The sequence below is a fragment of the Arthrobacter sp. 10N418 genome, assembly GCF_056394725.1.
The window spans coordinates 1-24,911 of the sequence record NZ_JBFTIK010000002.1; the positions used below are offsets into that span (position 1 = coordinate 1).

Here is a 24,911-nt window from a genome sequence, read left to right on the forward strand (position 1 = left end):
GGTCGATAATATGGGGTGCGGTCATCGCGTGGATACTCCTTGAGAGAAGACTTTGGTCGGTCTTTCCAAGAATCACGCGATGGCCGCCTCACGTTCGGGAACAACACGCCCGGGGCCGGGCCGTTACACCACGCTAATGGGCACTACCCGGGCCGGCGAACCAACTGCACATGACTCGAGCATGAGCAGCTCAAGATCTTGACCATCACGGCGCAACCGAGAAAAGCCGGCATCCAGGAAACCCTCGAGCGGAGTTGTTGCGGCCATCCGGCGCCGCACAGTCCTGTTCGTCAGGTCCACCAGGTATTCACTGCCCGTGGCCGTGGTGACAAGATGGCGGCCCGCGTCATCGTTGAGTAGTTCCTGCATCATCATGCGACCGTAGCCACGTCCTGTGACAATTGCCGGGCTCTTCTGGTTCCTCGGTCGCGAACCCTTGGCAACAAGTCATACTCTGCGTTCAGACGCGGAGCCAAAGAATCCATTGTGCTTTCTGAGCGGCCCCTACCGTCCCACCAGGTTGCCAGCACACGGTCAATCTTGCCCTTTGGTCGCGTCCGGTGATGTGGCACCACCCTCGAAGGGCTCGAGCGAGGCAGGCATACGGTCATCGGGCAATGAACCATTCGTAGAGTCCATCGGGCACCTTCTCCTGCATAGCCAAGCGGGCACGCCTGGCCTCGTCCCAAGGCTGGCCTCTGTCGACACTGCGGGCGCGCCGAACCCAAGCACTCGTCACAACAGAGCTGTACGGGTCTTCAGCCCCTGTGTAGGTCCGGCGTCGATGCATGGCCCACCGGATCGCCGCGCAACCGTCCGAATACAGCTCCTCGACCGTCAGGCCGCCGCGAATGGACTCGGTCAAGGTCTCGCGCGCTGTACTCCAGCTCTGGGAGCAGAGGTGAATCATCAAGGCCGCCGACTTTGAAAGCGGGGAATCCAACGCTGCCAGTCTTGAGTCGGAGCTGAGGTCGGGGTGACTCGGGACGATCAGGTCTGTGGCGTCGACCCCGGTTCCGAACAAATCCCCTCGCACGGACAGTACCGTTCCCTGAACCAGGGCTGTTTGCCTCCATGGGTCCTCAGCCGGCAGACTCCTCAGCAAGTCTGAGACCACGCCCGACACGAAGGCTGCGAACAAGAGGGGCCTCGCCCGGACCTGCAACAGCAGTTGGCGCTCGTTGGCCACCCTCGAGTCTGGACTCACCAGTCCGTCGAATAGACCCGCCAGCCATCGTGCGTACGCGACCTCTTCCGGATCAAGCCCGGATCGGTAAGCCGCTGCGTCAATTCCAAAGTCGTTCATGTCATGAGATGTGTGCGGAGACAGCCAAAACCGTCACCGCCGCCACTATGTCCTACAGCCAGCCCTGCCTCTGGAAGGCTGTTTGGTGACGGAGAGGCCGGCGTCCCGAGCTGCACGAACTGTCAGCGGCTGATCATCTCAGTACTTTGGGAACGAACCGCCCGCACTGTGCAGGCGGAGTCCAGGGACTAGTCCTACACAGTGCGAGCCCGCCCTCCGCCAGGAATTTCTTGGCAAGGACCGCAGGAGGCCCACCAGGGCTGCAACGTCCGCGGAGGTTTCGTCTCCCCTCGCGGTAGATAAGCGACACTCACGTGCCACAGGCCCACCAGGGCTGCAGGGTCCGCGGAGGTTTCGTCTCCCCTCGCGGTAATTAGCGACACCGTCGTGCCAGAGGCCCATCAGGGCTGCAGGGTCCGCGGAGGTTTCGTCTCCCCTCGCGGTAATTAGCGACACCGTCGTGCCAGAGGCCCATCAGGGCTGCAAGATCCGGGGACGGGTTCACGGCAGGAACCCTCGCGGTAATTAGCGACACCGTCGTGCCAGAGGCCCATCAGGGCAGTAAAACAACAATAACTGAGAGACGAGTGATTGAGGAAGTCCAACGATCTCTCACCTTTCGCAGGCCACGACTTGAATCTCCTCTGAGCTTTGCCTACACGGCCGATGGCCGTGTAGGCAAAGACGCGTCGGGATCCGGATGCCGTTGAGCTCCTTGGCGATCGCGACGGCGGCCACATCGGTGAGGAAGCGTTTGCCGTGCCGGTCATAGGTCATGCGGGTCCCTCGTCCGGGCCCAGGTGCAGGCCGGCGCCGCGTGCTGCGACGGGTCCTCCAGGACGTTGGCGCCCTTCGACGCGCTCGATGATGAGCCGGCCCAGGTTCTCGGGGCCGAAGGAGCCGTGGTCGGATTCGTTGTGGACTTGGACGGCCTTGGTCCCGTTCCACGCTGCGTCGACGACCTGGTCTTCGGTGAAGGTTCCGTCAGGGAGTTGGGCGGTGCACTCGACGCCGACCTCGTCCCACCCCTCCTCGATGGAGATGTTGGCTTCGTAGCGCTCGGCGAGGAAGTCGTCGATGACGGGGCTGTTCGAATCCAGCCACGCGTCCAGGGACTCCCCGTGCAGGCGCGGGTCCGAGTCGGTGATGAGGTCTTTGATGTTCACCGTCTTGGACGGGGAGACCCAGTAGCCGGAACCGTCATCGGACCGGCTCACGTCCAGAGCTTCGATGACCTCGCCGTCGGCAAGTTCCGTGAAGGTATCGCTGTCGCCGGGGGAGAGGGTCACGGCGCGTGCGGCCGGGTTGAGCAGGAGGGTGGACTCCGCGTGGGTGTCGGGGGCGAACTGCCCTCCGGTGGTGATGCCCTTGGGGTGGCGGTTTTGAGATGTCGTCATGCCACGTATGTGTGCGGCCGCCGCTAAAAGGAGCTGCAGGCCCCTGGTAGGAGCTCCGTGGGGTGAATTCGCCGCCCTACCGCCGGACCCCACCGATCGGCCGAAAACCTACCAGCTGGTCGAGTGGGAAAATCCCCGGAATGGCGGGGAATATAGGGGCCCCCTACTACTACTCTACTTAAACGACCTTAAATAGAGATATATATAAGGGGCCCCTAGTTCTCTTCCCTGGAGACCCCTCCCCCTCTTAGTAAGAGAGTACTTTCCCTCTTAGTAAGCACGTACCTCCCGAGGTGGTTTTGGTCGAGTGAGGGTCCAGCGAAGACCTAATTCCGCACCAGCATTGGGATCCGGGGCCGTTTTTCCACCCGACCACCGGTAGTTTGACCCTCGTTTGCAGGGTTTTCCAGGTGGAGCAGGGCATTTCTGAGAGACGCGTGAGAGACCGTGGATTTGTCCTCATGTGATAACCTGAGGAACGATACCGGCCTCCAGAGACGAGGGTTATCACATGGCTCCCAAATGGGGGCCATTTTGAATTTCTGGGGTCTTCCCAAAACCATCGAACTCCCCGACCCGAATCGGCCGTCTCGAGTAATTCGGACGCTTGCAATCGGAAATTTGAGCATCCCCCGCAAGCCTGTTTCCCACGCGAAAGGCGAAAGGGCCGCACCACCGAAGTGAGTCGACCCCCGCAACTCCTAGACGACGACGGATCCGAGCAGCGGGTACACGTGGCCCCGCCGATCAGGCAGTCCTGCGGTGCGCCCCAGGGCGCCGGGGACCAGCGAGAAGTAGGCCCAGGTTCCGCGTTTCTCGCGGTGCAGCAGACCGGCGTCGACAAGGATTTTCAGGTGGTGGACACATCAAGACAGCAGGGCTGACAGGAACCGCCAAACCCGCTGTCGCGGTGCGCGGCAGCCTCGTCGGGAGGCAAGAGGCGGATGTCGACTCTGCGGTCGCGGAGGATTTCGGTCAGCTGCTCGCCGTGCTCGGGACGGATGGGGGCCGGGTTCTTCGTCTTCTCGGGCATGCCCGTCGTAGACGCGCTGTAGCCCCTTCCCGGCTGCTTCGGCCCCGTCTGGTATCGTGGCGTCACCGCCGTTTCCGGTGGCGGATCCGAGCAGTCACCTGGCCCTGTGCGCCGCGGCTGCGACGAGGAAAAGGTTCTCCGAATCCCGGGCACTCTCCATTCCTGCATTCCACAGGTGGCGGGCACAGGGCGGCACCGTGTCGAAAGGCAGACCGATGGTCAAGAACCGTGCAGCGAAAATGGCAGCCCGCGCCCGCGCATCCCATGAAGGAACCCTCTACACCACCGCCCTCGCAACCCACGCGAACCCTGAGCGGCCACTGCGTTTGGTACTCGGCCTTGACCACGACGGACATGAGGTCGCTTGGCCCAGCCGGCCCCGCCGCCGGCGCTCCCTTGACGTCCAGGGCCCCGCGGCGTCCGGCAAGACGACCCTCCTGACATCACTGGCCAGCCAGGCACTGGACCACGCGGAAGTCTACGTCTGTTCCGGTTCAGGACGCCTGCAGGTCCCCGCGGCGGCCGGGCACGGGGACGGGATCGACTCCTCCGTGGAGCTCATCCGAACATTGGTCAAGGACATGAGGGCGACAGAAGCCGAAGGCAGGGCACATCTGGATGCATCAGTGTCCGACAAGGAGCGGCGCGGCCTCGCACACAGCATCCGGCGGACAGACACAGATGCCCTGGTCGCCGCGCTTCCTGCCGACCGGAGGCCCCCGCGCCGGGTGCTGGTCGTCGATGACTTCGACTTGGTGTGCCGGAATTGGGAATGGAACGGCAGAGGGGACATCAGGTCGTGCACTGGCCCGGACCAACTGGTCCGGGATCTCATCAGAGGTTCGTCCCAGGCTATGGACATCCGGGTCATCGTGACCGGCGAGTCACTCAGCCGCAGCGGCACTTTCCTCGGCTCTGGGTTTCTGCTCGGCCCCTCCACGCAGGCGGAGCAGGAGGCCTTCCTGACGGCCGACAACATTGGCGAAGATCCGGGGCTCTGGGCCGGTCTCTACGAGGAGGTTGAGTTCATGGAACATGCGACCACCCTCGTCCGGCTGATGTGAAGCTGAAGAGCAGCCGATAACGGGGACCGCCCCCCGTACACATGATGCTCATGAGCGCAGACAGCGTACTGAACCCCGAGAGCTTCATCACGACCGGTGATGAACCGGCCAGCTGCCCCGAGCGGTTCGCCACGGGCACCATGATGAAGGTCGTCGCCAACGGCGAAGGCGTCTGGTTGCGGGGTTCCTCCCGCCGCGTGGGGCGATTCGGGGATTTCTACAGCGAGTCAAAGTCTGTAAGAAGCCCCAAATCCCCCTGTCTGCGAGTCGTTCCTCAGCCTGAAGACCGACTTCGCCATCAACGACGCCTCCGGCGCGGAGAAGTGGGTGCCGCGTGATCTGCTCGGCGACTACGAATTCACGCCGGGGGACACGTTCGATGCGACGGCGATCCTTGAGAACTCCAAGCTGCTCGCCGCCACACCGCACTGGCTGCGGACCGGTGACCACACGCGCCTGATCGGCTCCCCGATGGATCGGCACGGCGCCGATGTCCCGCACCCGGCGCCGGCCAAACCCCATCTGATCACGGGCCGTCCCCTGGGAGCTGCGATCGGCAACTGCGGGGACGCGAAGCTCCCGTCCCGGCTGCGCATCGACTGGTGATCCGCGCGGCGCAACACTGACGCCTAAATCCCGCCGGCAGGGCTCCCGGACACTACCCTGAGGAGGGCAGAGAAGACCGGGGGCCGGATGTTTTGTAAGAGTGTGCGCATCGAGGACGTCGAGGCCCTGCTCCACGGGAAGCGCGAGTTCGTCTGCGTCGACCTGGAAACGACCGGCATCAGCACGCCGTCCAGCAGAATCATTGAAGTCGCGGCGGTCCGGATCAACTCCAGCGGCAAGCTGACCCGCGAGTTCACGAGCCTGGCCTACCCCGGCAGCGGCTACGTGCACGGAGCCGAGTTCGTGCACGGGATCCGACAGCACGAGGTCGAGTCGGCCCCGCCGATCGCAGCCGTCCTGCACCAGCTCCTGAACTTCATCGGGGACCGTGTCGTCGTCGCGCACAATCTTCCGTTCGAGAACCGGTTCCTGGGCTTCGAGTTCGGGCGCGCGCTCATCGATCCGGGCGAGCTGCAGGGGTTCTGCACCTACTCTGCCGCCCGGCGCCTGGTCGTCACCGCGACCAACCACAAGCTGGCTTCACTCGCCCAGCACTTCAAGATCCGGCAGGCTGGATCGCACCGAGCCCTGCCCGATGCCCGGGTCGGCGCGCTCCTGGCCTGGGAACTGCTCAAGATCGCCAGGTCCGGCGAGGTCCCCACTTCGAGCCCGGCACCGCGGCGCGCTGCGGCCGCACGGTTATTGTCCGCCCCGGCGGTTGCCGCCTTGCTTCCATCGGCGCCGGCCCGGCTCGCCACCGTCCGCGCCGGCTTTCGCCCGGCATGGAAACCGAGCCAGGAACAAGCGGACATCCTCGACGCTTTCTTCGGAACCGGCGACCTGAAGATCCTTGCAGGCGCCGGCACCGGAAAGACCACAACCTTGCAGTTGCTGGCCAACTCCACTAAGGCCAAGATCACGTACCTGACCTTCAACAAGGCAACCGCCGTTGAAGCCAAAGACCGCTTCTCCTCCAACGTCACGGCCACCACAATCCACGCCTTCGCCCATCGGGAGCTGACCTCGCAGGGCCACGGTCAATGGCTGAGCCGGCTTCGTCTCGGCATCGAACCTATCGCGGTAACGGCCCGCCGGCTGGGTGCCACCGAGCCCGGATTCGCCGAAGCGTTCGCCGGCCCCAAGGTTGCCAACCAAGTCACCCCTTACGACCTTACCAAGATGGCCGTCAACACCGTCGCCAACTACTGCCACAGCCCCAGCCGCAAACTACTAGCCCGCCACGTCAGTACGGGCCAGGCATCCGGGAGCCTGCGGACCGCCCTGACGCCCCTCGTCCTCCTGATGGCTGAAGAATACTGGGCCAACATCCGCGACCACAACGTCACCGACATGCCGATCACGCACGACCACTACCTGAAGGCCTGGCTGCTGAACGGACCGGCCATCGGACACATTGGCGACGTCATGTTCGTCGACGAGGCCCAGGACCTCAGCCCCGCCGTCTCGCACGCCATCAAGGCGCAGACCCACCTGAAGAAGGTCTTCGTCGGAGACCCCAACCAGTCCATCTACGGATTCGCCGGCGGCAAGGACGCCCTGGCTTCCATCCCCGCTGCCCACACGCTGCCGCTCACCACGTCCTGGCGTTTCGGCGAAGCAGCCGCGGCCATTGCCAATGAATGGCTTCGCTCCCTCAACGCTCCGCACCCCGTCCGCCCCAACCCGTCCCGATCGACGCTCGTCGGTCCCTGTGAGCATCCGGACGCGGTGCTGACCCGCACAAATTCAGCAGCCGTGTGGGAGCTGATGACCCTTCAGGAATCCGGGCAATATCCGAGGCTGAGATCCGACCACGAGTCCATCCTCGGGCTCCTGCGTGGCGCGGCGGAACTGATGGCGGGCCGGCGCGCCAGCCATTCAATGCTCAGACACTTCACCTCGTGGACCGACGTCCAGGAGCACGTCCAGTACGACTCGAGCGCGCATGAACTCCGGACGTGGGCCAAGCTCATCGAACAGCACGGCACCACCGCGCTCGAGCGGGCAGTGACCGACGCGTCCGGCGGGATCGGCGCCGGGACAGTCATCTCCACCGCCCACAAAGCAAAAGGGCTCGAGTGGGATACCGTCCGTATCTGCTCAGACTTCGCAGAGATCCTCACCCGTGTTGCCCTTGGAGGCGACAAGGACCAGCTGGCCGAGGAGAAGCGACTCGCCTACGTGGCAGTCACGCGGGCCCGCACGCACCTCGACCCTGGCCCGTTGGCCGGCTACGCCGATTTCCTAAACTGAAATTCCTAAGCGCACTTCTAGGGCGAAATTGAACCCGATCCTACCGGTCCATTCGTCTGGTGAGCCCCCATCGCCGGAGCGCCCCTTGGGCCTGAAGCGCAATGTTTTGTCACGCCCTCGGAACCGTCACATTTCCGTGGTTGTGGGAAAGAACGAGTGCTGGGTCACTCAAAGGGACCCAAGTTCCTCAACCCAGCCGAGAAGTCCGGAACCACATCCGGACGCTGAATATAACTGTCACGCGTGGTTTGAGGGGAGGCGTGTCCCAGCAGTTGAGCGGCCGCCTCATCACCGAACTCTTCGGAAACCGCACTTGCGACTGTCCGTCGAAACGAGTGAGGCGTGATGCCCCCAAAGTTGTCGGCGCTCCCAAGGGCTTTCTTGAGGCTTGTTCGAAAATTGGACGGCCGCATGAACGTTCCGTTCCTTGTGGCAAAGACCGCGCCCGTTGGTGTGGATTGGGAATTCTCGAGCCGGCGCAAGATCATGCTGGTAATCCAGTCCTCGGTCAACGGAATCGACCGATGACTCTTCGAAGATTTCGGATAGCCCTGCCGGAAGAACGATTTTTGCTCGACCAGCGTGCCGCTCACTGTCACCGTCATCGGCACGCTCCTGACGTTGACGTCTTGCCAACGCAATGCCAAAAGTTCACCAATTCTCATACCTGTCGCAGCAAGAAGAAGAACGATGTCCGACAGCCTGCTGGTCGGCTTCGGACCACCCTTCCCGGGCTCGACGTGATGTGAGCGGACCGCCTCGTGCACCCCCCTGACGGTCTCCGGCGACATCCGAGTCGGGTCCTTGCGGAGCTTCGGCACCTTCGTAACGGAGCGTACGGGGTTGTCCGGGCGGTGCCCCTGCCGAGTGGCATAGTCAAATACCTGCTGAAGGACTTGCCTGGCGGCCGCAGCAGTCCGGTACCCCGTGCCTGCGCTTTTGTCATACAAGCCATGGACGGCCTTCTCGCAGTCCGGTGTCGACAACTCTTCCACGCTCAGACTGCCGAGCGACGGCAGAATATGGTCGCGGACGATGGCCGAGTACTTCTCCCACGTCTGCACCCTAAGGCCCAGGGTGGGAGTTGTTCCGGCCTGGGTAGCAGCGTCGTATCTAAGGGGTGCCGGTCTCCGGGCCTCCAGCCAGGATTCAGCGAGTTCGCCGACTGTAAGCGCGACGACCGCTTCAGCCTCTTGTTCCTCCTTAGCCCGATGTGCCTCTTGCTCCGCCAGCCTGATGGCTGTCTGCAGGGCAAGTTTCGCTCCACCCGCAGTTCTTCCGGATCGCTTGATGTCGTGTCTACGTGCCTGGGCGTCGTAGTACCGGCTTCGGGCCGTCCAGACGCCTGTTGCCTCATCCATCGTGGTGGAAATCTTGAGAGGTTGCCATGTTGGAGTTTTTGAACGCGCCATCAGACGACCTGCCCCGCTTGGAGTGCCATCCAGCCTTCGACGTCAGCCATTCGGTACAGCACCCGCCCACGCCCGATGCGCGTGAACGTGGGTCCATAGTCAAGGCTCGCCCAGTTGGCAAGAGTAGCGGGGCTCAGGCGCATGTGCAGCGCAGCTTCTTTTCGGGTCAGCCAGGTCGTTGATTCAGAATTCGTTGTCATCACGAATATCTCTGTGCGGCAACTCGGCCCACGGGTGTCACTTCGGCGAGGGCACACTTTGGGGCACACTTTCAAAAGTGACCTGCGTGAATGTCCGGGAGTTCCGCACCCACCGGGACTGGCTGAATTTAGCGGTTTGAGGAAGCCGCGGGGTCCCGCAGGAGTACGCAGGAACCGCTCACTCGTAATGAGAAGGTCGCCAGTTCGATTCTGGCAGGAAGCTCGAGCAGAACCCCCGGAAATCAACGATTTCCGGGGGTTCTTTTATTGCGCTGCCTGGTGCCGGCCCGCTCCTGCCAGCCTAGGCCTTGCCGCCGTAGGCGGGGCCGCCTTCGGGCCGGTCGAACCGCTGGCCTTGGGGGTTCGACGGCAAGATGGTCATGACCAACAACGCCAGGCCACCCAGGAACGGTACGAGCGCGATGAGGATCATCCACGCGCTCATGTTGACGTCGTGGAGGCGGCGCGCCGTCAGGGCGAGTGACGGAACGATCGCCGCCAGGCCCCACACCAAGGCCAGGATGAAGCCGATGAAGGCTATCGGGCCCGGGGTGGCAGTCACTACGCCGGTAGCCGAGGTGGTGGACCCGGTGTTGCCGGCAGCAATGATGATCTGCAGGATGATGGATACGCCGACCGAGATGAGCATCCACCACCAGTATTCACTCCTGCTGGCCCGGCCCGAGAACGTGGCGTACTTCTTCCAGAAACGCCTCGCGGCCTCTCCGATCGGGGCCCCGTAATACGGCGCCCAGAGCGGGACTGCCCCGACGGGCGCGGTCTGTTGAGGATAAGTCATAGAGATCTCCTGATTGTTCGCAAGTGATGACGAGCCTCATCCTAGGGTCCGCGTGGGGCCGGGCGCCCGTCTGACGGGTGAATTCTTGCCGCCGTGTCCACGCGGTCCCCCCCGGGGCCATGCGCACCCGCCGGGGTCGCCGTTGGAGTCCGAAGGGACCTGCCCGGCGGCCCTCGGGGCTTGACCCGTCCGAACCCGGATGGCCTGCCCAAAAGCCCCTTGCCATTCATTGGCTGCTCCACCAGCCTTGTGGCATGAAAAGGCCCGCTGCGAGGCTGCCGTCGGGTGCGCGGGACGGCTCTGTCCCGGGTGCGGATGGGCCCGGCCTGCCCGGCAGCCGGCGGCGCCTGACCTGGGGCCCGGTGGTCGGGTTCGGCCTCGTCAGCCTCGCGACGGATATGGTGTCCGACGGCGCGCGGCCGTTGGCGGGTCCCCTCCTGGTCCAGCTCGGCGCCTCAGCCCTGGTGGTGGGCCTGGTCACGGGGGGCGCGGAGGCCGCGGCGCAGGGGCTGCGGGTGGTGTTCGGGCCGTGGGCGGACCGCACGGGAAAGTACTGGACTTTCACCGTGGCCGGATACGTGCTCACCACCGTCTGCGTCCCCCTGCTCGCAGTGGCACCCGCGGCAGGGGCCGCCGGACTGGTCCTCGCCGCCTCGCTCATCATCGGTGACCGGGTCGGCAAAGCCGTCCGGAGCCCGGCGAAGACTGTCCTCCTGGCCGCCGTCGCCACGCCCGTTGGCCGGGGGCGCGGCTTCGCCGTCCACAAGTCCCTGGACCTGGCCGGGGCGCTGCTCGGGCCGTTGCTGGTTTCAGCTGTGCTTGCTGCCACCGGCGTCCTGCCTGCGGCGCTTGCCGTGCTGGCCATTCCGGCAGGGGCGGCATTGTTGTTGCTTCTCTGGCTGCGGCGCCGGGTCCAGGGTCCGGGCGTGGGCGCTGGACCGCCAGCGGCTGCGGCAGACGTCTTGGACTCCCCCGCCGCGGAAGCGCCGGGCTACGCCCTGAGCGGCAGGCCGTCGTCGGTCTTCTCCAGCGTCTTCACCCTGTTTGCGGTCGCGGCGTTCTTCTGGAGTGCGGGCCTGGTGGCCTTCGGTGTCATCTCGTATCATCTGACCTCCGCCGTGGCCGTTCCGGTCTCTGTGATCCCGCTGCTCTATGCCGGCGCCATGGGCGCGGCCGCGCTGGGGGCCCTCGCAAGCGGCGTCATGTACGACCGTTCGGGAGCCGTCGTGCTGCTGGCGCTGCCGGTGTTGACCGCCGCAGTGCCGGTGCTCGCCCTGGCCCGGGACACGGCTCTTGTCCTCGCCGGCGTCCTGGTTTGGGGCACCGCCATCGGAATCCAGGATTCAACGGTCAAGGCCCTGATCGCGGACCTGGTGCCCGGAGTACGGCAGGGCACAGCCTATGGAGGGTTCGCGGCGTTTGAGGGGGCCGGAGCGCTGGCCGGCGGCGCTCTCTACGGGGCGTTGTACAGCGTCCGGCCGGTGCTCATTACTGTGGTGGCCGTGCTGCAGGCTGCGGCCCTGGCTCTCCTCGTCCTGACCCTCAGGAAGGCGCGAACGGGCGTGCGGTCCTAGCCGGCGTCACCCGCCGGCGGCCGCCGGCGGGCTGACAGGCGCCTGCCCGGTGTGCGGCGTGCCGCGTGCCGCGTGCCGATCGTGTTTACTAGCGGCCGGCCCAGACCGAGGCCGCACCCGAGTGGCCGGTGACGATGCTCTGATAGATGAAGAATCCACCGGCGGCAACCCCTGCGGCCAGGAGCACGACCCGGACACCCTTGTTCTCCCGCAGTCCGCCGAGGAATCCCAGGCGCCGGCCGAAGGGTTGATGGGTGACGATCAGCATCGCCGCTACGACGGCGAAGAAGATCACGGACACGACCTTGAGCACGTCCCCCTGCTGTGCGTGCTCGTGGACCAAGGCCGACGCCGGGCTGGTCTTCTGCAACTGTTCGCCGGCCTGCGCCGTCAGGAGTGAGACCGGGACCATCCCAAGGGACAGCACACCCAGCGGCCATGCCAAGTATGATCGCCAGCGTGGCGCCACGGCGTAGATGATCGCGCCGAGACCGGCGATCGGGGCCAGCACCACCACGGCGTGGACAAGCAGGATATGGGCCGGGAGGCCGCCTATTTCGATCAAGTGAACACTCCTCGGGTGGATGTACCCTCGACCGGCCTCATGGATGGGTCAGGGCTCTTATGATTCTTGCATGGGAGCGCAGGAACTGCCGGGCATTGCGGCGCAGCTGTATGCCTTGCCGTACAGCGCTTTTGTGGCCGCCCGGGCCGCTGCGGCGACGGAACTGACAGCGGCCGGCGCCGCCCCGGAACAGCGGTCCCTGGCCGCGGAAGTGCGGTCCCTTCCCAAGCCCTCCCTTGCCGCGTGGGCAGTGAACATGCTGGCAGCGCACCGGCCCGAAACCCTCGCCGAGCTCGCCGAACTGGGCGGCTCGATGCGCGCCGCGCAGTCTTCCTTGGATGCGGCGGCACTGCGCACGCTGGGGCAGGAGCGGCGGCAGCTGCTTTCCAGGGCAGTGAAGACGGTCTGTGCAGTGGCGGAGCAGCAGGGCCGCAAGATCAGCAGCGCAGTCGCCACGGAGGTGGAGGAGACCCTGCGGGCGGCCACGGCGGATGAGGGGGCGGCGGCTGCCGTGCGGAGCGGCTGCCTGCTCCGGACGCTGTCCGCGGACGGGGTCGACGTCGTCGATCTGGCGGGTGCCGTGGCGGTGCCTGGCGGTGGAACCGGTACGGAATCCGTGCCGGCACCCGGCTCATTGCCGGCGCAGCCGCGGTTGCGGGCCGTGCGGGATGAACCGCGGCCGGCCGCGCCGTCGGCTGTGGAGCGGGCGAGGGCCGGCCTGCAAGCGGCCGAAGAAACGGCCCGCGCCGCGGCCGAAGAAGCGCTCCGCTGCGACCGGCAGCTGGCCGATGCAACGGCGCAGGCCACGAGGCTGGCCGAGGAGGCCGGCGCGCTCAGGGAGCAGCTGGCCCGCACCGAGGACGAGCTCAAGTCTGTGCGGAAGCACGTGGACTTTGCCGCCGCCCAGGCGCAACAGGCGGCCCGGGCAGCGGGGAAGGAACGGCGGAAGGAAGTGCTGGCCAGCGAACGCCTGCTGCGGCTCGGCAACACGCCGCGGTCATGAAGACTTACTGTCAGAGGGCAGTTGCACACTGGAATCATGGAGAAGAACAAGGATTTCGACGCCACCCAATATCAAGGTGTCCGCAACCACGGCTCCCAATATTATGAAGTCACCTATCTGGACCCCGACTGCGGCCGGATCCGTACCGAACTCTTCGATGATGCCGCCGCGGCCGACCGGTTTGCCAGCAGGCGCATCGCGGACGCGGACGGCTGGGCTGTCATCGACGCCGTGCCGGTGAAAGCAGGCCGGGCGGCCGCCTGAACCACGCAGGGTCTGTGATCCCGTAAGGACCGGGCAACGCCCGGAACACGGCAGCAGGGCCCCACCCTTGCGGGTGAAGCCCTGCTGGGAACATCCGGCTCGTGCGCCCGGTGCCGTTTAGGCGAAGTCGGAGACTGCCGGGTCCGGGCCGATGCGTCCGGCGCCTTCCGCCGAGCGGTCCAGGCCGTTGATGGCTTGGATGTCGGTCTCGTCGAGGGCGACGTCAAGGGCCGCGTAGTTCTCACGGATCCGGGATTCGGTCACCGACTTCGGGATGACGACGTTCCCGATCGCCAGGTGCCACGCGATGACAACCTGGGCCGGGGTGGCGCTGTGCTTGGCAGCGATCTGGGCGATGACCGGGCTCTCCAGGAGCTCCCCGCCCTGGCCCAGCGGCGACCATGCCTGCGTGAGGATGCCCTTGGAGGCATTGAATTCACGCAGGGCCGCCTGGCTGAAGAACGGGTGCAGCTCGACCTGGTTGATGGCCGGCACCACGCCGGTCTCATCGATCAGGCGCTGCAGGCCTTCCTTCGTGAAGTTCGAGACGCCGATGGTCTTCACGCGCCCCTGCTTCTGCAGCTCGATAAGCGCCTTCCAGGTGTCGACGTACTTGTCCTGCTTCGGCTGCATCCAGTGGATCAAGTACATGTCCAGGGTCTGGAGGCCGAGCCGCTCCATGGAGTCCTCGAACGCCTTCAGCGTGGACTCATAGCCCTGGTCCGCGTTCCACAGCTTGGTGGTGATGAAGATGTCCTCCGGCTTCAAACCGGAGCGCCCAATGGCCCGGCCGACGCCTGCTTCGTTACCGTAGATCTTCGCGGTGTCGATGTGGCGGAAGCCGGCCTCGAACGCCTGGACGACCACCTTTTCAGCCACGTCGTCTTCAACCTGCCACACCCCGTAGCCGAGCTGGGGAATGGTGTTGCCGTCATTGAAAGTCAGTTCAGGAGAAAAAGTCATTCTTTTATCCTGCCAACTTCGCGGCCGCCCGGCCAGCGCCCGGGCGAAGCTAAGCTAGGCGCTTAACCGGGAATACGCAGCACGGGTGCATAGCTCACCCGTGCGTCCGGTCCCCCGGAGCAGCCTCCGCCAGCCGGCGTTCGGCGTCGTTGACGTGTTGCAGCACGGATTCTGCGCGCCGCCGCACCGATGCCGCACCCGCCGGAACCGGCCCGACGGCGAGTCGGAGCATCGCCGCCGCTTCCGCCGTCGTCGCGACGGAATTGCCCGCCGTGGACAGGGAGCGGTGGACACCGGACAGCGCTCCGGGGATGTCCAGGCCGTCGCTGGGTGAGCGCCGCTGGGCCTCCACGCAGATCTCCCGGACCCTCGCGGACAGGGCGGAAAGTTCGTTGGCGACGTCCACGAGCTCGCCATACAGGACATCGTCCTCCACGCCTTCCAGGACCTGGTGATAGCGGTCCAGTCCCCGGTTAAAGCGGTCGTTGGCCCGCCGCCAGAGGCCTTTGCCGAGCTCTGCGTCATCTTTGCGTCCCTGCCGGGCGGTGCTGAAGAATCCCAAGGATGCCTAAAGGTACTGGCCGGGCCCGTGGTCCGGATCAGCCGGCTCGGGCGGCTGTAACGGGTGCGTTCCGGGTTTCGGCGCGGCCGCACGGACCGGTTCCCCGTTCTCCCCAATGATGACGCCGGGCGCGATCACCGTTCCGGGCGGCAGCTGGCGGAGCTGCATCTGCCCATAGGCGTGTTCCCTCGCCGCATGCTGCGCCGCGATGGCGGTCTGGATGCCATGGAAGAGGCCCTCGAGCCAGCCGACCAGCTGCGCCTGGGCGATCCGCAGTTCAGCGTCCGACGGGGTGGCGTCTTCGGAGAATGGAAGGTTGAGCCGTTCGAGCTCGGCGACGAGCTCGGGAGCGAGTCCGTCTTCCAGCTCCTTGATGGAGCGTTCATGGATTTCGGCCAGCCGGACACGGGCCGCATCATCCAGCGGCGCCGACTTCACTTCATCAAGCAGCTGCTTGATCATGGTGCCGATCCGCATGACCTTGGCCGGCTGGTCCACGAGGTCCTGGAGCTGGCTGCCTTTGGGCCTGGACGGCACTCCCCCGGCTGCCTGGCCCGGACCGTCGGCCCGCGTCGTCTGCGCCTCGCCTGCCAGGGGCGGGCCGTCATCCAGCGTGGTCCCTTCAACGGGCACATCTTCAGCGGACTGAGTGTCGTTCTGATCGCTCATGGCTTCATACTCTCATGAGCGGGGACCGGGCACCGGGCCTGCCTCAGCTGCCGCGGCATCGCAACGGCCCATCGACAGCGGAGGGCGCCGCAGGACACTTTCGTGCCCCGCGACGCCCTCCGCCTGTCCTTGCTGTCGCCAGAGCGGCTCAGCAGCACCGCCCCTGCGGGTTGCTGTCCTGGCGGTCGTTCCGGTCCCGCCAGAACTCGCGCTCCGTCAAGGGAAGACCCGCATGCCCGGATGCCTCATGGTGCTCCAGGTACTTCTTGTACGCATCGGCACCGAGGACACCGCTAAGGTAGCCGACAAAACTGCGGAGCCCTGCCACGACGGGGTTCATTTTTGTCCCCGCATCAGTGGATTCATCAATGGTGCCCGGACTTTTCAAGCCGCTGCGCTGCCGGCAGCTTGTTCCATTCCGCCATGAGCTCACGCTCGGCGGCGGTGGGAATGATTCCGGCCGGCGCAAAGACCCGGGACGGCTGCGGCCGGTCCTCGTGTTCCGCGTTGGCGATTCCGGCGGCGGTATTGCGGACTGCCCTGACAGTTGCCACCACCGCGGTGATGATGACGATGATGCTTAGCACCACGAAGATCACCGACAGCCAGCCCTGGACCATGGTGTTGCGCACCACGGCTTCCATGGCGGCCTGGGTCTTGGCCGTGCCGAACGAGGTCTTGCCGTCCGCGAGGGCCTTGGCGAAGGCTGCGTTGTTCGCGAAGTACCCCACCGCGGGAACCGGGGAGAAGATCTTCTGGAAGCTGGCGGTGATGGTCACCACGGCAGCGAATGCCAGCGGCACCGCGACGATCCAGACGTACTTCAGGGCGCTGCGCTTTGCCGCGATGGCCAGGCAGACCGCAAGGGCGATAGCCGCCAGCAGTTGGTTGGCGATGCCGAACAGGGGGAACAGCGTGTTGATGCCGCCAAGCGGGTCGGTGACACCCATCAGGAGCACCGCGCCCCAGGCAACCACCATGACCGCCGTGCAGATCCAGGCACCGGCACGCCACGAGTGTTCCTTGAACTTGGGGACGAAGTTGCCGATGGAATCCTGCAGCATGAACCGCGCAACCCGGGTGCCGGCGTCGACGGCGGTCAGGATGAAGAGTGCCTCGAACATGATGGCGAAGTGGTACCAGAAAGCCATCATCGCGGTGCCGCCGATGAACTGCTGCATGATGTGGGCAAGGCCGACGGCCAGGGTGGGCGCGCCGCCGGAGCGGGAGATGATGCTTTGCTCCCCCACGTCCTTGGCCGTCTGCGCGAGTTCGCCCGGCGTGATGTTCACTCCGGACAGGCCCAGGCTGTTGACCCACTGCGCCGCTGTTTCCACTGTTCCGCCGGTCAGCGCCACGGGGGCGTTCATGGCGAAGTAGATGCCGCGGTCAATGGAGATTGCCGCCACGAGGGCCATGATCGCTACGAAGGACTCCATCAGCATGCCGCCGTAGCCGATCAGTCGCGTCTGGCGTTCCTTCTCGATCAGTTTCGGCGTGGTGCCCGAGGCGATCAGGGCGTGGAAGCCGGACAGCGCGCCGCAGGCGATCGTGACAAACAGGAACGGGAACAGGGCGCCCGAGAAGACGGGCCCGTTGTCCCGGCCGGCGAACTCGCTGAAGGCCGGAACCGTGATTTCGGGTCGGACGACGATGATGGCCAGTGCCAGCATCACGATCACACCGATCTTCATGAACGTGGAGAGGTAATCGCGCGGGGCCAGCAGGAGCCAGACGGGGAGGATGGCGGCGATGAAGCCGTAGATGATGAGGCCCCAGGCAATGGTGACCTTGTCGAGGTGGAAGAACGCGGCGCCCCATTCGGTACCGGCCACGGCGCCACCGCCGATGATTGCGGCCATGAGCAGCACGAACCCGATCACTGACACTTCCATGACCTTGCCGGGCCGGATGTAGCGCAGGTACACGCCCATGAACAGGGCGATCGGGATGGTCATGCCGACCGAGAACACACCCCACGGGCTTTCGCCCAGGGCGTTCACGACGACGAGGGCCAGGATGGCAACGATGATCACCATGATGAGGAGGGTGGCCACGAGGGCTGCGGTGCCGCCGATAACGCCGAGTTCTTCGCGGGCCATCTGGCCCAGGGAACGGCCGCCGCGGCGCATGGAGAAGAACAGGACCAGGTAATCCTGGACCGCGCCTGCGAGGACGACGCCGATGATGATCCAGATGGTGCCGGGGAGGTAGCCCATCTGGGCTGCGATGACGGGGCCCACGAGCGGTCCGGCGCCGGCGATCGCGGCGAAGTGGTGGCCGAACAGGACGTTGCGGTCCGTGCGGACGTAGTCCTTGCCGTCAGCCTTGTACTCGGCCGGAGTGGCACGGCGGTCATTCGGCTTGAGCAGGTACCGCTCGATGACCTTGGAGTAGAAGCGGTAGCCGATCAAGTACGTGCAGACCGACGCGAACACAAACCAGATGGCGTTGACGGTCTCGCCGCGGATGACGGCGAGCATGAACCAGGCGACGCCGCCCAGCAGCGCGATGGCGGCCCACAGCGCAATCTTGCCGGGCGTCCACATGCGCTCTGCTGCTTCCTGGACGGGTTGGTCCACGGAGGTGGCCGGAAGCGCCGGGTCCGGGGTGAGGCCGTCGTCGAGTTGTGTCGTGTTTGGCGTGCCATCTGGCATTGTGCCCATGTCTCCTCCTTGAGAAACCCTGCTGGGCAACCTGCCGATACAGAACTGCCCCAAGCACCCTACCAACGTGGCACCGACCCGGGGACGACGGTGCGCCGGGCGGCGGTGTTGGAGCGGCGAGCGGTCGCGCAGCGGCGTTAGCGCGGCGGGAGGGTCAGCTGCAGGAGGCGGGCTTCGCAGAGATCGAGCCAGCGGACTTCGGCTTCAGTCTGGAAGATGAGTGAATCCAGGACCAGGAGCCGGGCGGTGTCGGCAGGCCGCTGCAGGGCCGCGGTGTCACGCCGGGCCTTGGTGTATTCCTGCAAGGCCCGGATGGAGACGGCACGCTGGGCCTGGATGATGGCCCCGACATCGGTCCCGGGGATGGTTAGGGCGAGGGCAAGTTTGATCGCCAGTTCGTTCCGTGGCGGGTTGGTGCGGGGCACGGGAGAAGCGAACCAGGTGCTGGCTTCGGTCTGGCCGGCCTGGGTGATGCTGTAGATTACGTGGCCGTCGCCGTCGCCGCCTTCTTTGCGGACGAGGCCGTCACGTTCGAGACGGTCGAGGGTGGTGTAAACCTGTCCGATGTTGAGCGGCCAGGACGAACCGGTGCGGTCCTCGAATTCGATCCTGAGCTGGTAGCCGTAGCGCGGCCGGTCCTGCAGCAGTGCGAGGAGGCTGTGGCGGATAGACATTGTGCTCCCGGAGATCGCGGAACGACACAGCATACACGCGCCCCAAGACGCGTGTATACCGCGTATGGAATTACATTATCGGTATCTGCGCCCCCGCAGCAAAACGGCGCATGCCCCGCCCGGCATGGATCATCCGCGACACGGCGGCACCGGGCACCGGGCACCGGGCACCGGACCCACCCTCCTTACATCACCAGGAGGACCTTGCCGACGTGGTCGCCCGAATCGAAGTACCGGTGGGCGGCGCCGACCTGGTCGAGGGGAAAGGTCTTCGCCACCAGCGGCCGGATCCGCCCGTCGGCCAGCAGCGGCCACACGGCATCCCGGACCGCGGTCATGATGACGGTCTTTTCCTCGACGGGGCGCGGGCGCAGCGCAGTGGCAATGATGGCAGCCCGCTTCCTGAGCAGCTGTCCGAGGTCGAGCTCGGCCTTCGACCCGCCCTGCAGCCCGATCACCACGAGCCGGCCATAGTCTGCCAGGGCGTCGATGTTCTGCTGAAGGTACTTGGCGCCGACGACATCAAGGATCACATCCGCCCCCTTGCCGCTGTTCTGTTCGCGCAGACTGGCAGGGAAGTCTTCCTCGGCATAGTTGATGGCAATATCCGCTCCGAGGAATGCCTTCGCGGTACCGACCTTCTCGGCAGTGCCCGCCGTCGTGGCCACGTGGGCGCCGAGGGCCTTCGCCAGCTGGATGGCCATTGTGCCGATGCCGCCCGTGGCTCCGTGGATCAAGACGGTTTCGCCCGACTGGAGCTGCGCGGTCATGATCAGGTTGGAATAGACCGTGGCCGCGACCTCCGGCAGCGATGCGGCGGTGACCAGGTCCACGCCGTCGGGAATCCTCAGGACCTGGCCGGCGGGAACTGCCACCTGCTGGGCGTAGCCGCCGCCCGAGAGCAGGGCAACCACCTTGTCCCCCACGGAAAACGGCTTGGTCACGCCGGTGCCGAAACCGGCGATCCTGCCGGAAACTTCCAGGCCGGGGATCTCCGAGGCGCCCGGGGGCGGGGGGTAGTGGCCTTTCCGCTGCTGGACGTCCGCGCGGTTCAGGCCGGCAGCCACGACGTCGATCAGCACCTCGCCGGGGCCGGGCACCGGTGCCGGGACCTCGCGGACCTCCAGGACCTCGGGTCCGCCGGGCCTTGAGATGTAGACAGCCTTCATGGAGAACTCCCGATTCCTAACTGGCCTGGTGCGCGGGTGCGCGGTACTACCCAGGTTCCGACAACAACTTCTCCCAGACTATGGGGAGCAACGATATGGGGGGCAACCGCACACGCCCGCGAGCACTGCGGCGTTTTTGTGGCATCCGACTGCCTATGAAAGACTACTCGTTAGGGAAGGTTGTCCGAGCGGCCGATGGAGCTGGTCTTGAAAACCAGTGTGCGGTAACCCCGTACCAAGAGTTCGAATCTCTTACCTTCCGCGAACAATGCCCCCAGCTACTGCGATTGACGCAGGAGCCGGGGGCATTTTTGCGTCCCGGCGTTGTGGGTGCCCTTCGTGGGGTGCGGTGCCCGCTACCCGCGACCCGCCGGATTGTGGGCAGATCGGGGCGGATGCGGCAGGCTGGGACCGCTCGTTCCGCAGCGCATCGGACTGTTGCTGGGCCGGCGTCAGGTGGTGGCCGCCGTCGTACTCCACGGCCAGCCGGTATTCCGGACAGGCAAGATCAATCCACAGCGGACGGCCCAGTGCGTCCAAGAGGACGTAGTTCGGCTCAAAGCGCGGCAGTCCTGATCGCCCGAGCAGCAGACGGAGTCGGGTCTCCGGCGGTGAGTCGACGCCGACGCAGACCAGCGCGAGGGCGCTCCGGAGAAGTGGAAGACCGGCGGCATGGCGTTTCTGCTCGGCGTAGAGCAGGAGTTCACTCAACGGAAGCGCGGCGGTGCGACGGTGTTGATACCGAGGATGCTCACAGACGAGGTCGTCGGCAATAACCACGAGGTCATCGCAGCTCAGGCTTCCCGTTCCGGCAAGATCCAGCAGGGTCCGCGGCATGGACGTCACGGGAACCCCCTGCAGCATCACGATATCTCGGGCGGCAAGTGGCTGCGGTGGCCGACGACGCCCTTCCGGCGGGGAGCCGCCGACCCGCTCCTGGTCAGGTGAAGGAGACTGGCCGAGGGCGGCAACCGGGAGCCTTCGGCGCCAGCGGGCAACTTGAAGTGGTGGATTGCCGCGGCCGAGTAAAAGCTGGCGGTATCGGCGGTCCCCAGCCGCGTGTATGGCCCCGCCCGCGCCAGCATCGACTGCTCCTGCCGGGTGGGAACCCGGATGCCCCGGCTTGGAATGTGGACGTCCTTGGCCTTGGCACGCCACGGAGAAAGTCCGTGCTGCCGGGCACCAAGGCACAAGGCACCGTGGGCTGCGGGCCCCGCACCGTGGGCAGATCAGGGCGAATACGGCAGGCACATCCGCCTTGATCTGCCCAGGGAACGACGGCGGTACTCGCCGTCGTTGTCCCACCGAGACTCAGGACTCGCGGCTCAGGAGCGAAGTGCAGCGCCAGCCCCGGGACCATTGAAACCCTCCGCCCCCCGGCATAGTCTCTCTGTTGTCTCCACCACCCACAGCGCGGTCGCCTTAGACGGCATTGCCGCCGAACAGAGCAGGAGCCCGCAATGCCAACACCCCAGCACTCCAACGGTGCACCATGCTGGATCGACCTGATGACCTCGGACACTGAGAAGGCCAAAGAGTTCTACGGCGGGGTCTTCGGCTGGACGTTCCAGACCGGCGACCAGGAGAAATACGGCGGCTACATTACGGCCGCAAAGGACGGAAAGTCGGTAGCCGGGATGATGCAGAAGCAGGAGGCACAGGCGGGCTTTCCAGACATGTGGTCCACCTACCTGCGGACGGATGACGCAGGCGCGGTCGTCAAAGCCGCGGCCGAGCACGGCGGACAGGTTTACATGGAACCCATGGACGTGCCGGAGCAGGGCCGCATGGCCATGATCGGAGATGCCACGGGGGCAGCCATCGGCATCTGGGAACCGGCCGAAATGAAGGGCTATGAGCTGGCCGCCGAAGCCGGTGCCCCGGCCTGGCATGAGCTCCACACCAAGGACTACGCCAAGGCCGTGGCGTTCTACCAGGACGTGTTCGGCTGGGACACCGACGTCATGAGCGACACCCCCGAATTCCGGTACACCACTCTGGGCGCCGGGCCCGCCGCCAAGGCCGGCATCATGGACGCCTCGGCCTACCTTCCGGCAGAGGTTCCCTCCAACTGGCAGGTCTACTTCGGCGTCCAGGACACCGACGCCACCATAGCCAAGGCCGTGTCCCTGGGCGCGCAGGTCGTGGACGGACCGGACGACACGCCGTTCGGGCGGCTCGCCACGCTCGCAGACCCCACGGGTGCAATGTTCAAGATCGTGCAGGACACGGGACAGGGCGGCGGCGACGGCGGCGACGGCGGCGACGACGTCAGCGGAGGCGTCCAGCCGCAGTAGCTGCAGCCGCGCACCGCTGGACATGCTCTACCCCGGGTCGCAGCAATGGACATCAGACCCGTATGCCCATTGCGCAGCCCGGGCATGGAGCATGCCCATTCCTGGCGAAAGCCACGGGGCTCCGGCCGCTGGACATGCTCTACCCCGGGTTGCAGCAATGGACATAAGACCCGTATGCCCATTGCGCAGCCCGGGCGTTGAGCATGTCCATGCCTGGCGGAAGGCGCGGAGCATGTCCATTCCTTGCGAAAGCCGCGGAGCGGAAGGCGTGCCGCGGAAGTGGCCTAGCGGCCGAGGATGTCGCGGGCGATCTCGTCGGCGTCGCACAGGGTGCGCTGCCCGCTCCGGTAGACGGGGCCGGTCTTCTGCCGGGCCTCGGCTGCGATGGCCGTGCCCCACTGGGTTGCGGAGAGCTGGAGTCCCAGAACGTAGACGCCGGCCGTTACCGAACCGTTGGCGCCCAGCGGCCTGTACGGGTGCGGAGCCACATCCAGGCCGGAGGTCTGCACCGGGGCACCTTCCACTGTCATCATGAGGCGCGGACGCACGAGCCCTTCGGCAAGCAACTGTTCCAGGAGCGGCGAGGAATTCACGGCTACCTTGTTCGCCGGCGCCAGGGCCTCGATCATGGCCGCGGCCGCCACGGCATCGCCCGCCACCCCGCTTCCCCCGGACCCACCGTCCGGGCCCCCGCCCACCCACGGTGATGCCGCGGTGAATGTCCGGGTCCTGCGGTCCACACCGAATTTGGGGTCCGGACCCACGAACCGGACAATGCCCGCGCGGACCAGTGCCGCAAGCTGTTCGGACCGCAGCGCCGGCGGCCCGCTTGCAAGACCTTCCACGAACGACTCGAACCAGCCGCGCAGCCCGGCCACCCACGATTCGTCCGTGATGCCGCCGTCGGCCACTGCGGTCTTGAGCACGGCCCGGCCGTGATGCAGGGCGCCGATCGTCATCTTTACGGGATCGTCCTCGCCGAGCGCCGAGCGCCGGGCATCATCGAGGAGATAGTCGACGACGGCGGCGTCCAGCTCAGTCCGGGAATTGAACGACCGTCCGGCCAGAGGCGCCGCGAGGCCGAGCAGGTCCAGCCGGTGCGCCGGCCGGACATGCACATCGATTACCGATTCCGCCGCGTCCTCCCACTTGCCGGTGGAGTGCGCGTGCGGGTGCAGCGCCTCCTCCAGGGCCCGCAGGAATTCGACCTGGTCGGTCAGGATGGCACCGGGCTGCGAGCGCGCGAGCGTCGAGTAATAGGCCCAGACGGCGTCGCGGTGTAGGAGCGGCCAGAGGTCGTGATCGAACGACGGCCGGATTCCGGCCTCGGCGAACTTCGCGATCGCGCTTTCGGTGCAGTACCGCAGCGACACCGCGGCAGGGTAGTACCCCGCCAGGGTGGCCTTGGCCCGGTACGGGGTGCCGCGGCGTGAGGCGGCAATGATCAACGGTTCGCGGCCGGACGGCAGGTACCTCAGTTCGCCGCCGTCCTGCCCCGCAAGGAAGCTGCCGCCGCGCCCTTCGGTCAGCTGGCCCATCACATCAAAGAAATTCAAGCCCATGCCGCGCACCAGGACCGGTTTGACGGCCGGTACCCGGGACCAGTCGACATCGGCGGGCGCAGCCGGGGGAACGTACAGGAGACCGAGTTCCTCCGCGGCGGCCGAAAGGTCCCGCTGTTCGGCGTTCAGCCGCGCGTGGAGATGGCCCAGGGCCAGCACCACCGAGTCTGCGGTGAGCACCGTACCGTCGTCGAGCCCGACGTCGAACCGCCCCCTTCCGCCCCGAGCGTCGCCATGCCCGGCGGCCCCGGTGCTGCCGTCCCCTGCGGCCGCGGCGTGCCGGACGGACGTCGCTGTCGCCTGGTGGAAGTCCACCGTGACGCCGGCCGGCAGCCTGGTGAGCAGCTGTTCGAGCGTGGAGCGGAGGTAGCGGCCGTACAGGGCGCGGCTCGGGAAGTCCGAGGGGCCCAGCACGTCCAGTTCGGCCCGCTCTTCGGCGGTGAGCGGGGCCTCCGCGGTGAGCGGGGCCTCGGCGGTGAGCGGGGCCTGTGGGCCCTGCCGCTGGAGTTCGCGCCAGCGGTCAAAGGTGTGCCCGGCCAGCGGCGGGGCGAGCCCCGGGTCCTGGGGCACGATCGTGGGGTAGAAGGACTGTGTGTTCATCAGGTACAGACGGGACTGGCCGGGCTGCCACACATGTCCCGGGCCGGCCGGATAGGGGTCGACGACGTCGATATGGAGGGTTGCCGCCGGACCCGCCGGCGCCCAGTTGGCCAGCAGCCGTTCCAGCACACTCGTGCCCCGCGGTCCGGCGCCTATCACTGCCGTCCGGATGCTATGCGATGTGCCCACGGCATCCAGCGTATCGGCATCAGGCATTCGCCCCTTACCGGCCGTGTGACTTGCTAGCGCTGCTCTGATGTTGCTTGGATGGAA

General features: G+C 66.0%; 24 protein-coding genes and 1 tRNA gene. 8 read left to right on the top strand and 17 right to left on the bottom strand.

What is annotated here, in order from left to right; all coding sequences use genetic code 11:
- Nucleotides 1–123: 123 nt before the first annotated feature.
- The 4 genes from AC1DCZ_RS01430 to AC1DCZ_RS01445 all read right to left on the bottom strand — a co-directional run bounded on the left by AC1DCZ_RS01430 (nt 124) and on the right by AC1DCZ_RS01445 (nt 3,736).
- Nucleotides 124–372 carry a hypothetical protein gene (locus tag AC1DCZ_RS01430; protein ID WP_476973083.1) on the bottom strand — a complete coding sequence of 83 codons (249 nt, stop codon included), beginning with the start codon at nt 370–372 and terminating at the stop codon, nt 124–126.
- Nucleotides 373–607: 235 nt separating this feature from the next.
- Nucleotides 608–1,306, bottom strand: a complete 699-nt coding sequence (locus AC1DCZ_RS01435; protein ID WP_476973084.1) for a hypothetical protein — start codon at nt 1,304–1,306, stop codon at nt 608–610.
- A gap of 773 nt (nt 1,307–2,079) precedes the next feature.
- Nucleotides 2,080–2,703, bottom strand: a complete 624-nt coding sequence (locus tag AC1DCZ_RS01440) for a hypothetical protein (protein ID WP_476973085.1) — start codon at nt 2,701–2,703, stop codon at nt 2,080–2,082.
- Nucleotides 2,704–3,553: 850 nt separating this feature from the next.
- Nucleotides 3,554–3,736: a hypothetical protein gene (locus AC1DCZ_RS01445; protein WP_476973086.1), complete on the bottom strand. Its 183-nt coding sequence runs from the start codon at nt 3,734–3,736 to the stop codon at nt 3,554–3,556.
- Nucleotides 3,737–3,951: 215 nt separating this feature from the next.
- Between AC1DCZ_RS01445 and AC1DCZ_RS01450 the strand changes: the two genes are divergently transcribed.
- From AC1DCZ_RS01450 to AC1DCZ_RS01460, 3 genes are all read left to right on the top strand, one after another.
- Entirely contained in the window at nt 3,952–4,800 is an 849-nt protein-coding gene (locus AC1DCZ_RS01450; RefSeq protein WP_476973087.1) for an AAA family ATPase, read from the top strand.
- A gap of 327 nt (nt 4,801–5,127) precedes the next feature.
- On the top strand, nt 5,128–5,406 hold the full coding sequence (locus tag AC1DCZ_RS01455) for a hypothetical protein (protein ID WP_476973088.1): 279 nt from the start codon (nt 5,128–5,130) through the stop codon (nt 5,404–5,406).
- Nucleotides 5,407–5,493: 87 nt separating this feature from the next.
- Entirely contained in the window at nt 5,494–7,659 is a 2,166-nt protein-coding gene (locus AC1DCZ_RS01460) for an exonuclease domain-containing protein (protein WP_476973089.1), read from the top strand.
- Between the two features lie 164 nt (nt 7,660–7,823).
- Here the strand turns inward: AC1DCZ_RS01460 and AC1DCZ_RS01465 are convergent, their stop codons facing one another.
- The 3 genes from AC1DCZ_RS01465 to AC1DCZ_RS01475 all read right to left on the bottom strand — a co-directional run bounded on the left by AC1DCZ_RS01465 (nt 7,824) and on the right by AC1DCZ_RS01475 (nt 10,070).
- The gene (locus AC1DCZ_RS01465) at nt 7,824–9,071 is read right to left on the bottom strand and encodes a tyrosine-type recombinase/integrase (protein WP_476973090.1); all 1,248 of its coding nucleotides are present in this window, start codon (nt 9,069–9,071) and stop codon (nt 7,824–7,826) included.
- The gene (locus AC1DCZ_RS01470) at nt 9,071–9,271 is read right to left on the bottom strand and encodes a helix-turn-helix transcriptional regulator (RefSeq protein WP_476973091.1); all 201 of its coding nucleotides are present in this window, start codon (nt 9,269–9,271) and stop codon (nt 9,071–9,073) included. Before AC1DCZ_RS01470 ends, AC1DCZ_RS01465 begins: the two co-directional genes overlap by 1 nt.
- Before the next feature lie 301 nt (nt 9,272–9,572).
- On the bottom strand, nt 9,573–10,070 hold the full coding sequence (locus AC1DCZ_RS01475) for a DUF805 domain-containing protein (protein WP_476973092.1): 498 nt from the start codon (nt 10,068–10,070) through the stop codon (nt 9,573–9,575).
- Nucleotides 10,071–10,324: 254 nt separating this feature from the next.
- Here AC1DCZ_RS01475 and AC1DCZ_RS01480 point away from each other — a divergent pair, with 254 nt between their 5' ends.
- The gene (locus tag AC1DCZ_RS01480; RefSeq protein WP_476973093.1) at nt 10,325–11,644 is read left to right on the top strand and encodes an MFS transporter; all 1,320 of its coding nucleotides are present in this window, start codon (nt 10,325–10,327) and stop codon (nt 11,642–11,644) included.
- Between the two features lie 88 nt (nt 11,645–11,732).
- Here AC1DCZ_RS01480 and AC1DCZ_RS01485 read toward each other — a convergent pair whose 3' ends face one another.
- Complete coding sequence (locus AC1DCZ_RS01485; RefSeq protein WP_476894252.1) at nt 11,733–12,209, bottom strand: hypothetical protein; 477 nt, start codon at nt 12,207–12,209, stop codon at nt 11,733–11,735.
- A 70-nt stretch (nt 12,210–12,279) separates the two neighbouring features.
- On the opposite strand from AC1DCZ_RS01485, the gene AC1DCZ_RS01490 reads away from it, so the two are divergent.
- Nucleotides 12,280–13,212, top strand: coding sequence for a hypothetical protein (locus AC1DCZ_RS01490; protein WP_476973094.1), 933 nt, complete (start codon nt 12,280–12,282; stop codon nt 13,210–13,212).
- A 36-nt stretch (nt 13,213–13,248) separates the two neighbouring features.
- Nucleotides 13,249–13,476: a hypothetical protein gene (locus AC1DCZ_RS01495; RefSeq protein WP_476973095.1), complete on the top strand. Its 228-nt coding sequence runs from the start codon at nt 13,249–13,251 to the stop codon at nt 13,474–13,476.
- 117 nt (nt 13,477–13,593) lie between these two features.
- Here AC1DCZ_RS01495 and AC1DCZ_RS01500 read toward each other — a convergent pair whose 3' ends face one another.
- From AC1DCZ_RS01500 to AC1DCZ_RS01530, 7 genes are all read right to left on the bottom strand, one after another.
- Nucleotides 13,594–14,439: an aldo/keto reductase gene (locus tag AC1DCZ_RS01500; protein WP_476973096.1), complete on the bottom strand. Its 846-nt coding sequence runs from the start codon at nt 14,437–14,439 to the stop codon at nt 13,594–13,596.
- 94 nt (nt 14,440–14,533) lie between these two features.
- Nucleotides 14,534–15,001: a hypothetical protein gene (locus tag AC1DCZ_RS01505; RefSeq protein ID WP_476973097.1), complete on the bottom strand. Its 468-nt coding sequence runs from the start codon at nt 14,999–15,001 to the stop codon at nt 14,534–14,536.
- Between the two features lie 6 nt (nt 15,002–15,007).
- A complete protein-coding gene (locus AC1DCZ_RS01510) occupies nt 15,008–15,670 on the bottom strand; it encodes a bacterial proteasome activator family protein (RefSeq protein WP_476973098.1) in 663 nt (220 codons plus the stop codon).
- 148 nt (nt 15,671–15,818) lie between these two features.
- Complete coding sequence (locus AC1DCZ_RS01515) at nt 15,819–16,010, bottom strand: YbdD/YjiX family protein (protein ID WP_476973099.1); 192 nt, start codon at nt 16,008–16,010, stop codon at nt 15,819–15,821.
- A 25-nt stretch (nt 16,011–16,035) separates the two neighbouring features.
- The gene (locus AC1DCZ_RS01520; protein WP_476973100.1) at nt 16,036–18,336 is read right to left on the bottom strand and encodes a carbon starvation CstA family protein; all 2,301 of its coding nucleotides are present in this window, start codon (nt 18,334–18,336) and stop codon (nt 16,036–16,038) included.
- Between the two features lie 137 nt (nt 18,337–18,473).
- Nucleotides 18,474–19,010, bottom strand: a complete 537-nt coding sequence (locus AC1DCZ_RS01525) for a PadR family transcriptional regulator (RefSeq protein ID WP_476973101.1) — start codon at nt 19,008–19,010, stop codon at nt 18,474–18,476.
- A gap of 185 nt (nt 19,011–19,195) precedes the next feature.
- Nucleotides 19,196–20,179: an NAD(P)H-quinone oxidoreductase gene (locus tag AC1DCZ_RS01530; protein ID WP_476973102.1), complete on the bottom strand. Its 984-nt coding sequence runs from the start codon at nt 20,177–20,179 to the stop codon at nt 19,196–19,198.
- 174 nt (nt 20,180–20,353) lie between these two features.
- Here AC1DCZ_RS01530 and AC1DCZ_RS01535 point away from each other — a divergent pair.
- Nucleotides 20,354–20,441: transfer RNA gene (locus AC1DCZ_RS01535), tRNA-Ser, on the top strand.
- Here AC1DCZ_RS01535 and AC1DCZ_RS01540 read toward each other — a convergent pair.
- Nucleotides 20,432–21,016: a hypothetical protein gene (locus AC1DCZ_RS01540; RefSeq protein WP_476973306.1), complete on the bottom strand. Its 585-nt coding sequence runs from the start codon at nt 21,014–21,016 to the stop codon at nt 20,432–20,434. The two genes, AC1DCZ_RS01535 and AC1DCZ_RS01540, sit on opposite strands and share 10 nt — an antisense overlap.
- Before the next feature lie 623 nt (nt 21,017–21,639).
- Here AC1DCZ_RS01540 and AC1DCZ_RS01545 point away from each other — a divergent pair.
- Nucleotides 21,640–22,476, top strand: coding sequence for a VOC family protein (locus tag AC1DCZ_RS01545; RefSeq protein ID WP_476973103.1), 837 nt, complete (start codon nt 21,640–21,642; stop codon nt 22,474–22,476).
- A gap of 284 nt (nt 22,477–22,760) precedes the next feature.
- On the opposite strand, the gene AC1DCZ_RS01550 is transcribed toward AC1DCZ_RS01545, so the two are convergent.
- Nucleotides 22,761–24,827, bottom strand: a complete 2,067-nt coding sequence (locus AC1DCZ_RS01550) for an FAD/NAD(P)-binding protein (protein ID WP_476973307.1) — start codon at nt 24,825–24,827, stop codon at nt 22,761–22,763.
- Nucleotides 24,828–24,911 lie beyond the last annotated feature (84 nt).